The organism is Enterobacter sp. ZOR0014 (genome assembly GCF_000798855.1).
GTDB classification, from domain to species: domain Bacteria; phylum Pseudomonadota; class Gammaproteobacteria; order Enterobacterales; family Enterobacteriaceae; genus Enterobacter; species Enterobacter kobei.
Window position 1 is genome coordinate 1 of sequence record NZ_JTLF01000177.1, and the last position, 6,792, is coordinate 6,792.

Consider the following 6,792-nt stretch of genomic DNA (forward strand, 5'->3'; position numbering starts at 1 on the left):
AGCAGGCTGCGGACTTTGCTGAGCGCATCGGCCGCCGGGCTGGTCGCCTGCAGAATGAACCATTTGTCCATCACCAGACCATCCTGGTGCCACTTGTCGTCGTACTCCTGCATCAGCGCATCGCGGCACGGCAGTTCAGCGGCAACGCTCGCCGCCAGCGCGGCCAGCGCGTCGGTCATATTGTCCGCTTTATGATACTGCGTGCTCACCAGCGTGTTCGCCAGCTCGGTTTCACCAAACGCCAGATAACGCAGGCAGGTGTTACGCAGAGAACGTTTACCAATGTCCGCGTGCTCAACGCGATAAGCATCAAGCTTATTGGCGTTATAGATGGCGAGGAATTCGTCCGCCAGTTCAGCAGCCAGCGTGCGGGTCAGCGCTTCACGCACGGCCACGATGGCAATCGGGTCAATGATGTCAAACAGCTCGGCAATTTCAGTTGCCGACGGCAGGGTCAGAATTTCAGCCGCCAGCGCCGGATCAATAGATTCATCCAGCAGGATCGCACGGAACGCGTCTGCTACATGCACCGGTAGCGTCAGCGGCTGGCCCTGCTGATAACGGTTCACGTTCAGCTTGATGTAGGTCGCTAGCAGACTCTGCGCGGCATCCCAGCGGGAGAAATCGTTGCGGGCGTGACGCATCAGGAACGTCAGCTGCTGATCGCTCCACTTGTACTCCAGCTTCACCGGGGCGGAGAATTCGCACAGCAGCGCAGGCACCGGCTGGAAATAGACGTTATCGAAGATAAAGGTCTGCTCTGCCTGGGTTACGTTCAGTACGTGGTGTACCGGATGACCGCCCTTCTGCAGCGGGATCACTTTGCCTTCGTTGTCATACAGCTCAATACTGAACGGAATGTGCAGCGGATGTTTTTCTTCCTGCTCGGCGGTTGGCGGCGTGCGCTGGCTGATGGTCAGGGTGTATTGCTCGGTTTCCGGGTTGTAGTCGTCTTTAACGGTGACAATCGGCGTCCCGGCCTGGCTGTACCAGCGGCGGAAGTGCGAGAGATCCACGTTAGAGGCATCTTCCATCGCCTGCACAAAATCGTCACAGGTCGCCGCGCTGCCGTCATGACGCTCAAAATAGAGTTGCATCCCTTTCTGGAAGTTCTCTTCGCCCAGCAGGGTGTGGATCATACGGATAATTTCAGCGCCCTTCTCATACACCGTCAGGGTGTAGAAGTTGTTCATCTCAATGACTTTATCCGGACGGATTGGGTGCGCCATTGGGCTGGCATCTTCCGCAAACTGCAGGCCGCGCATAGTGCGGACGTTGTTGATACGGTTTACCGCACGAGAGCCCAGATCGGAGCTGAACTCCTGATCGCGGAAGACGGTCAGTCCCTCTTTCAGGCTCAGCTGGAACCAGTCACGGCAGGTGACGCGGTTACCGGTCCAGTTATGGAAATACTCGTGGCCGATGACGCGTTCGATATCAAGGTAGTCTTTATCGGTAGCGGTGTCGGTACGTGCCAGTACGTATTTGGAGTTAAAGATGTTGAGACCTTTATTCTCCATCGCGCCCATGTTGAAGAAATCGACGGCGACGATCATATAGATGTCGAGGTCGTATTCGAGACCGAAACGTTCTTCGTCCCACTTCATGGAGTTGATGAGCGAGGTCATCGCCCACGGTGCGCGGTCAAGGTTGCCACGGTCAACAAACAGCTCCAGCGCCACTTCACGCCCGGAGCGAGTTTTGAACGTATCGCGCAGCACATCAAAATCACCCGCCACCAGCGCAAAGAGGTAGCACGGTTTCGGGAACGGATCCTGCCACTGCACCCAGTGACGACCATTTTCCAGTTCGCCCTCACCGACGCGGTTACCGTTGGAGAGCAGGAACGGATAAAGCGTTTTATCGGCGATGATTTTCGTCGTGAAGCGCGCCAGGACGTCCGGGCGGTCCAGGTACCAGGTGATATGGCGGAAACCTTCGGCTTCACACTGGGTACACAGAGCCACGCCTGACTGGTAAAGCCCTTCCAGCGCCGTGTTGGCTGAAGGGCTGATTTCATTCACGATGCGCAGCGTAAAGCGTTCCGGCAGGTTGTCGATGACCAGCTGGTTGCCTTCTTCTTTATAGTCTGACCAGGGTTCATCATTAATATGCAGGGAGACCAGCGTCAGGTCTTCGCCATCGAGACGCAGCGGCACGGCAGTCGCACTGTGGCGCGTCACCTGACTCTCCGCCGTCACGACGGTTTTTGTGGCATCCAGGTCAAACGTCAGGTCGATATCGCTAATCAGGTATTCCGGCGCACGGTAGTCGTGGCGGTATTTGGCTTGTGGCTGTTGTGTCATAGAAAACCTTATGCATCGTTTGTCGAGTAACGTTTCAATATATTCCTGTTGCGCAAAACGCGCTATGCAGAATGTTCATCTTTTCAGGCAGAAACACCTTTTTCGCTACATTTGTATAACACGGGGCACAAAATGCCCTCGACCATAAAGTGTGCTTATGTTGTGATCGGGGTTCAATAAATCACTAAACAAGGTATACTCCGGAGTTGTTTATTGTACTAAACGCTCCCGTGAGAGGATGCTACAGCGCACCTATGACTCAATTCGCTTCTCCGGTTCTGCATACGTTGCTGGATACCGACGCGTATAAACTGCATATGCAGCAAGCCGTTTTCCACCATTACTATGACGTTCACGTCGCGGCGGAATTCCGCTGCCGTGGTGACGATTTGCTCGGTATCTACGCAGACTCCATTCGTGAACAGGTCGATGCGATGCAGCATCTGACGCTGCAGGACGATGAATACCAGTGGCTTTCTGGCCTGCCTTTCTTTAAAACCGATTACCTGAACTGGCTGCGTGATTTCCGCTATAAGCCGGAGCAGGTCACCGTGACCAACGAGAACGGCAAGCTGGATATTCGCCTTGAAGGTCCGTGGCGGGAAGTGATCATGTGGGAAGTGCCGCTGCTGGCAGTGATCAGCGAGTTGGCTCACCGCTACCGTTCGCCGGAAATGGGCGTCGCCCAGGCGGTCGCCTCGCTGGAAAATAAACTTGCAGCCTTCACCACGCTGACCGAAGGGCTGGATATGTCCCGCTTCCGCCTGATGGATTTCGGCACCCGTCGCCGTTTCTCTCGCGAGGTTCAGCAGGCCATCGTTAAACGTCTGCAGCAGGAGCCGTGGTTCGTGGGCACCAGTAACTACGACCTGGCGCGTCGCCTCAACCTGACGCCGATGGGCACCCAGGCGCACGAGTGGTTCCAGGCGCATCAGCAAATCAGCCCGGATCTGGCTAACAGCCAGCGCGCGGCCCTCGCCGCATGGCTTGAGGAGTACCCGAATCAACTCGGGATCGCCCTCACCGACTGCATTACGATGGATGCCTTCCTGCGTGACTTCGGACCTGAGTTTGCTGAGCGTTATCAGGGGTTACGCCACGATTCCGGGGACCCGGTTGAATGGGGCGAGAAGGCGATAGCCCATTACCAAAAACTCGGCATTGACCCGATGAGCAAGGTGCTGGTTTTCTCCGATAATCTTGACCTGGCGAAAGCGGTTGAACTTTATCGCCATTTCAACACCCGAGTGAACCTGAGCTTCGGGATTGGTACCCGTTTGACCTGCGACATTCCTCAGGTAAAACCTCTGAATATTGTGATAAAGCTGGTGGAATGTAACGGCAAGCCGGTGGCGAAACTCTCCGACAGCCCGGGTAAAACCATCTGCCATGACAAAGCGTTTGTCCGCGCATTGCGCAAAGCCTTCGATCTCCCGCAGATCAAAAAAGCCAGTTAAGCGCTTACGGGAGCCTGAAGGGCTCCCTTCCCTTATTTATTTCTCAATTCTTCTCTTTTGACTGCGAAATTTACTTGTCTGATAGCGGATGGCAGGTAACATAGATATCCCCCCATAAGGGTGGACAAGTGTTTATTTTTTCCGACTATTAACAGAGAGAATATTATGAGCGTTGTGCCTGTAGCCGACGTACTCCAGGGCCGTGTCGCCGTTGACCAGGAAGTCACCGTGCGCGGATGGGTGCGTACCCGCCGAGATTCTAAAGCTGGCATCTCCTTCCTCGCCGTCTATGACGGTTCCTGCTTTGATCCTGTACAGGCCGTCATTAATAATTCTCTGCCCAATTACAATGATGACGTTCTGCACCTGACAACCGGCTGTTCCGTCATTGTGACCGGCGTGGTTGTGGCGTCTCCGGGTCAGGGCCAGAGTTTCGAAATTCAGGCCTCTGCGATTGAAGTGACCGGCTGGGTTGAAGATCCGGACACCTACCCGATGGCGGCAAAACGTCACAGCATCGAGTACCTGCGTGAAGTGGCGCACCTGCGTCCACGTACCAACCTGATCGGCGCGGTGGCACGCGTGCGCCATACGCTGGCTCAGGCGCTGCATCGCTTCTTCGATGAGCAGGGTTACTTCTGGGTGTCTACCCCACTGATCACCGCTTCCGATACGGAAGGTGCGGGTGAAATGTTCCGCGTCTCGACGCTGGACATGGAAAACCTGCCGCGCACGCCAGAAGGTAAAGTGGACTATGACAAAGACTTCTTTGGTAAAGAGGCCTTCCTGACGGTATCCGGTCAGCTCAACGGCGAAACCTACGCCTGTGCACTGTCTAAGATTTATACCTTCGGCCCAACCTTCCGTGCTGAAAACTCCAACACCAGCCGCCACCTGGCGGAATTCTGGATGCTGGAGCCGGAAGTGGCGTTTGCTAACCTCGACGATGTCGCCGGTCTGGCAGAAGCGATGCTGAAGTACGTCTTCAAATCGGTGCTGGAAGAGCGTCCGGACGATATGAAGTTCTTCGCTGAGCGCGTAGACAGCGATGCGGTCGCCCGTCTGGAACGTTTTGTCTCTGCCGACTTTGCGCAGGTGGACTATACCGACGCGGTTGCGATCCTCGAGAAATGCGGTGAGAAGTTCGAGAACCCGGTTTACTGGGGCGTTGACCTGGCGTCTGAGCACGAACGCTATCTGGCCGAGAAACATTTCAAAGCGCCGGTTGTCGTTAAAAACTACCCGAAAGACATCAAGGCCTTCTATATGCGCCTTAACGAAGACGGTAAAACCGTCGCAGCGATGGACGTCCTGGCGCCTGGCATCGGTGAAATCATCGGTGGTTCTCAGCGTGAAGAACGTCTGGATGTGCTGGACGCGCGCATGGAAGAGATGGGTCTCAATCCTGCGGACTACAGCTGGTATCGCGATCTTCGTCGTTACGGCACCGTTCCGCATTCAGGTTTCGGCCTGGGCTTCGAGCGTCTGATCGCCTACGTTACTGGTGTTCAGAACGTGCGTGATGTGATTCCGTTCCCGCGTACGCCACGTAACGCCAGCTTCTAAGAGCAAAAAACAGACCATGGCCAGCATTTGCTGGCCATTATTTTATTCTGCACTGTCAGTTTTCGTCAGCGCAAAGTCAGTGTTTTTAAAGCACCACCCCGTCACAACCACTACCTGTTACGTTTTGTTTCCGAGAAACATCTAGCCACAAAAAATAAACCCTATTCTTATTGCGATTATTACACCCTCAAGCAATAGCACAATTTTCAACCACTTTTTCAGCCATCCAGAAGTCTTTTTTCGGTCATAAGAAAAAACGAATCGTTTAACATCTGTTTATAGGAATTGCCTTTATCCAAATTAATCATAAGGAATTCATATATATAGGAAACAATCTGCTGTTTAATTCGCCAGGGCGTTCTGAAATTTGAGATGGTTCACAAAGTTCCGAAAAATACACATTTAGTTACACATATTTTCTTTTTGTAACTCAATCTTGAGAATTGTAGCACTTTCAGGCTAGCGAAACGCTTCGGTGAATGGAAAGATGCCTGTCAGATACATAAAGACACCTAACTCTCATCAATAGTTCCGGAAATATTTATTGACAGAATTTATTGACGGCAGTGGCGAGTGTCATAAAAAAACCAATGAGGGTAATAAATAATGATGAAGCGCAATATTCTGGCAGTGGTAATCCCTGCCCTGCTGGTAGCCGGTGCAGCTAACGCTGCAGAAATCTATAACAAGAACGGCAACAAACTGGACTTCTACGGGAAAGTTAACGCCGAGCACGATTTCGTGACCTCTGGTGATAACACTAACAACAACGACGCAACTTACGCGCAGATCGGTTTCAAAGGCGAAACTCAGATCAACGACCAGCTGACCGGTTACGGCCAGTGGGAATACCGTTTCATGGCCAATGATGCGGAAAACACTGCACAGAAAAACAAAAACCGTCTGGCCTTTGCCGGTCTGAAAGCGGGTGACGCTGGCAGCATCGACTACGGTCGTAACTACGGTATCGTTTACGACGTTGAGTCATACACCGATATGGCACCGTCCTTCTCAGGTATGACCTGGGGCGGTAACTACGTTGATAACTTTATGACCAGCCGTAGCACCGGCCTGCTGACCTACCGTAACAGCGATTTCTTCGGTCTGGTTGACGGTCTGAGCCTGGGCGTACAGTACCAGGGTAAAAACGACCGTGCTGACGTTAAAACCTCTAACGGTGACGGCGTAGGTTACTCCTTGGGTTACGACTTCGGCGAAGGCTTCGGTGCAATCGCATCTTACAGCAACGCTAACCGTACTCTGAACCAGAAAGCTGATGGTCAGGGTGACAAAGCTGAAGCATGGGGTGTTGGTCTGAAATATGACGCTAACAACCTGTACCTGGCAACCACCTATGCAGAAACCCGTAACACCACCCGTACCGGTTCTAGCGGTGATGCTGGTTTTGCTAACAAAACGCAGAACTTCGAAGTGGTTGCTCAGTACCAGTTCGACTTCGGCCT

At 53.3% G+C, this 6,792-nt stretch carries 4 protein-coding genes; 3 read left to right on the top strand and 1 reads right to left on the bottom strand.

Features of this window, described 5'->3' with window-relative positions:
• Window positions 1–2,306: aminopeptidase N (gene pepN / locus L977_RS09465; protein ID WP_047625642.1), on the bottom strand; the 2,306-nt coding region annotated here is incomplete at its 3' end.
• A 254-nt stretch (window positions 2,307–2,560) separates the two neighbouring features.
• Here pepN and pncB point away from each other — a divergent pair.
• From pncB to L977_RS09480, 3 genes are all read left to right on the top strand, one after another.
• The gene (gene pncB, locus L977_RS09470; protein WP_023332556.1) at window positions 2,561–3,763 is read left to right on the top strand and encodes a nicotinate phosphoribosyltransferase; all 1,203 of its coding nucleotides are present in this window, start codon (window positions 2,561–2,563) and stop codon (window positions 3,761–3,763) included.
• A 165-nt stretch (window positions 3,764–3,928) separates the two neighbouring features.
• Window positions 3,929–5,329 carry an asparagine--tRNA ligase gene (gene asnS, locus L977_RS09475; RefSeq protein WP_047625643.1) on the top strand — a complete coding sequence of 467 codons (1,401 nt, stop codon included), beginning with the start codon at window positions 3,929–3,931 and terminating at the stop codon, window positions 5,327–5,329.
• A 606-nt stretch (window positions 5,330–5,935) separates the two neighbouring features.
• On the top strand, window positions 5,936–6,792 hold an 857-nt coding region (locus L977_RS09480; protein WP_047625644.1), incomplete at its 3' end, for a porin.